Raw genomic sequence first — 3,214 nt, forward strand, 5'->3', positions numbered from 1 at the left:
GCGCCTAAGTTGCACGCGAGTCTTTTCCCCGCGATTGGAACGCGATCAACACCATAAAGAGGTGAAGAAATGTCGAAGGAATCACGCCCTGCCGTGCTTGGGCTGATAGGCAATACTCCGCTGGTGCAGGTCACCCGCTTCGATACCGGACCGTGCACGCTGTTTCTCAAACTTGAATCGCAGAACCCCGGCGGCTCGATCAAGGACCGTATCGGTCTGGCGATGATCGACGCTGCGGAACGTGACGGCCGCCTGCAACCGGGCGGGACGATTGTCGAGGCCACTGCCGGCAATACCGGTCTGGGTCTGGCGCTGGTCGGCCGAGCGAAAGGCTATCGTGTGGTGCTGGTGGTGCCGGACAAGATGTCCACCGAGAAAGTCCTGCACTTGAAGGCCATGGGCGCCGAAGTGCACATCACCCGCTCCGATGTCGGCAAGGGCCATCCCGAGTATTACCAGGACGTCGCCGCGCGTTTGGCCAAGGACATTCCCGGCGCGTTTTTCGCCGACCAATTCAACAATCCCGCCAACCCGCTGGCCCATGAATGCAGCACCGCACCGGAAATCTGGGCGCAGACCGAACATGATCTGGACGCCATCGTCGTCGGCGTCGGTTCGGCCGGCACGCTGACCGGGTTGAGTCGTTTTTTCAAGCGCGTGCAGCCGGATCTGGAAATGATCCTCGCCGATCCGGTCGGCTCGGTAATGGCGCAATACAGCCGCGACGGCACCTTGCCGACGCCCGGTTCGTGGGCGGTCGAGGGCATCGGCGAAGACTTCATTCCGTCGATCACCGACCTTTCCAGCGTGCGCCACGCCTACTCGATCAGCGACGCGGAAAGCTTCGATCACGCGCGCCAACTGCTCAAGGCCGAGGGCATTCTCGGTGGTTCATCGACCGGCACCCTGTTCGCTGCCGCGCTGCGTTATTGCCGCGAACAGACCGAGCCGAAACGCGTGGTCAGTTTTGTCTGCGACACCGGCACCCGCTACCTGTCGAAGGTCTACAACGACCAGTGGATGACCGATCAGGGCCTGTTGCAACGCAAGGGCTACGGCGATCTGCGCGATTTGATTGCACGGCGTTTCGAAGACGGCCGGGTGATCAGCGTCGGCCCGGGCGACACCCTGCTCACAGCGTTCCAACGCATGCGTCTGGCCGATGTTTCGCAACTGCCGGTGCTGGTCGAAGGCAAACAACTGGTGGGCGTGATCGACGAGTCCGACATCCTCCTCGGCGTCCACGAAGATGCCGCACGTTTCAGCCAGTCGGTGTCGAGTGTGATGACCGACAAACTGCAAACCCTCGCCCCGGCTGCGAGCCTGGCCGAGCTGGAATCGGTGCTCAGCCGTGGCCTCGTCGCGATCATCGCCGACGCCTCCGGCTTCCATGGCCTGATTACCCGCACCGACATGCTCAACCAATTACGGAGATCCCTTGCATGAGTCAGCACGACGATAAATCCCAAGGCTTCGCGACCCGGGTGATCCACGCCGGGCAAGAGCCGGACCCGACCACCGGCGCGCTGATGCCGCCGATCTACGCCAACTCCACCTACCTGCAAGACAGTCCCGGCGTGCACAAGGGGTTCGACTACGGCCGCTCGCACAACCCGACGCGTTTTGCTCTGGAGCGCTGCGTCGCGGATCTGGAAGGCGGCACCCGCGCCTTTGCCTTCGCCTCAGGGCTGGCGGCGATTTCCACGGTGCTGGAACTGCTCGACGCCGGCTCGCACATCGTTTCCGGCAATGACTTGTACGGCGGCACGTTCCGCCTGTTCGACAAGGTCCGTCAGCGCAGTGCCGGGCACCGTTTCAGCTTCGTCGACCTGACCGATCTGTCGGCGTTCGAAGCCTCGCTGCAGGACGACACGCGCATGGTCATGGTCGAAACCCCGACCAACCCGCTGCTGAGCCTGTCGGACCTGGCCGCAATCGCGCGCATTTGCCGCGCGCGCGGGATCATCTGCGTGGCCGACAACACCTTCGCCAGCCCATACATTCAGCGTCCGCTGGAGTTGGGTTTCGACATCGTCCTGCACTCAACCACCAAATACCTCAACGGCCACTCCGACGTGATCGGCGGCATTGCCGTGGTCGGGCAGAACGCCGAACTGGCGGAAAAACTCGGTTTCCTGCAGAACGCCGTCGGCGCAATTTCCGGGCCGTTCGATGCATTCCTCACTCTGCGCGGGGTGAAGACTTTGGCGCTGCGTATGGAGCGCCATTGCAGCAACGCCCTGGACCTGGCGCAGTGGCTCGAAAAGCAACCGCAGGTCAAACGCGTCTACTATCCGGGCCTTGAGTCGCACCCGCAGCACGAACTGGCCAAGCGGCAGATGCGTGGTTTTGGCGGGATGATTTCTGTTGATCTGAACAGCGACCTGGCCGGTGCGCGGCGCTTTCTCGAGAACGTGCAGATCTTTGCACTGGCGGAAAGTCTGGGTGGCGTGGAGAGCCTGATCGAACATCCGGCGATCATGACCCACGCGACCATTCCGCCGGAAACCCGTGCGAAGCTGGGGATTGGCGATGGGCTGGTGCGGTTGTCGGTGGGGGTCGAAGACATTGAAGACCTGCGCGCCGATCTGGCTCAGGCACTGGCAAGAATGTAAACAGCTCCGCACGAAGAAGCCCGCGCAATGCGGGCTTCGTCTTTTTTTGTCCGTCGATCTCCCCGCCGTGGCAGTTCCCGAGGCCGATCCTATACTCAATCGGCTCGATCAGGATTATCTCGACACCCGCACGCCGCTCGGTGTGCCCGTGCCTTTCGCCAACCAGGTAAAACCCAAGCCAATGAGTCACTTCGCCGGGCATACGCAACGGACGACATCTCATCGCTTTCTGGCTGCTGGGTCGTGGAGAAAACCATGAAATACAAGTTGTTGTCAGGCGTGCTTCTTGCGGTAGCGGCCAGCGTCGCAGTGCCGAGTGTGTGGGCAGCGCAACCGCAGGCGTTGGCTTCGGATGGGGCTGATCATGTTGGCGCCGGAGCGGTGGCTGCCGATGGCGCTGATCGTGTCGGCGCCGGCGCGGTGGCTGCCGATGGTGCTGATCGTGTCGGCGCGGGCGCAGTGGCTGCCGATGGCGCTGATCGTGTCGGCGCGGGCGCGGTGGCTGCCGATGGCGCCGATCGTGTCGGTGCCGGCGCGGTGGCTGCCGATGGTGCTGATCGTGTCGGTGCCGGCGCTGTGGCTGCCGATGGTGCTGATCG

Annotated in this window: 3 protein-coding genes; all 3 read left to right on the top strand. The window is 63.0% G+C overall.

All coding sequences use genetic code 11. The features are described from left to right. Positions 1–69: 69 nt before the first annotated feature. A complete protein-coding gene (locus D8U82_RS27840) occupies positions 70–1,446 on the top strand; it encodes a pyridoxal-phosphate dependent enzyme (RefSeq protein WP_130903367.1) in 1,377 nt (458 codons plus the stop codon). Then, positions 1,443–2,615, top strand: a complete 1,173-nt coding sequence (locus D8U82_RS27845; protein WP_122611558.1) for a cystathionine gamma-synthase — start codon at positions 1,443–1,445, stop codon at positions 2,613–2,615. Before D8U82_RS27840 ends, D8U82_RS27845 begins: the two co-directional genes overlap by 4 nt. 352 nt (positions 2,616–2,967) lie before the next feature. After that, positions 2,968–3,214: hypothetical protein (locus D8U82_RS28230; RefSeq protein ID WP_206663341.1), on the top strand; the 247-nt coding region annotated here is incomplete at its 3' end.

It is taken from the genome of Pseudomonas sp. Sample_23, assembly GCF_004307595.1.
Classification (GTDB): Bacteria; Pseudomonadota; Gammaproteobacteria; order Pseudomonadales; family Pseudomonadaceae; genus Aquipseudomonas; species Aquipseudomonas atacamensis.

Excerpts from the sequence above, each read along its gene's own strand:
- D8U82_RS27840 (WP_130903367.1), top strand. The coding sequence starts at position 70 with ATGTCGAAGGAATCACGCCCTGCCGTGCTTGGGCTGATAGGCAATACT.
- D8U82_RS27845 (WP_122611558.1), top strand. The coding sequence starts at position 1,443 with ATGAGTCAGCACGACGATAAATCCCAAGGCTTCGCGACCCGGGTGATC.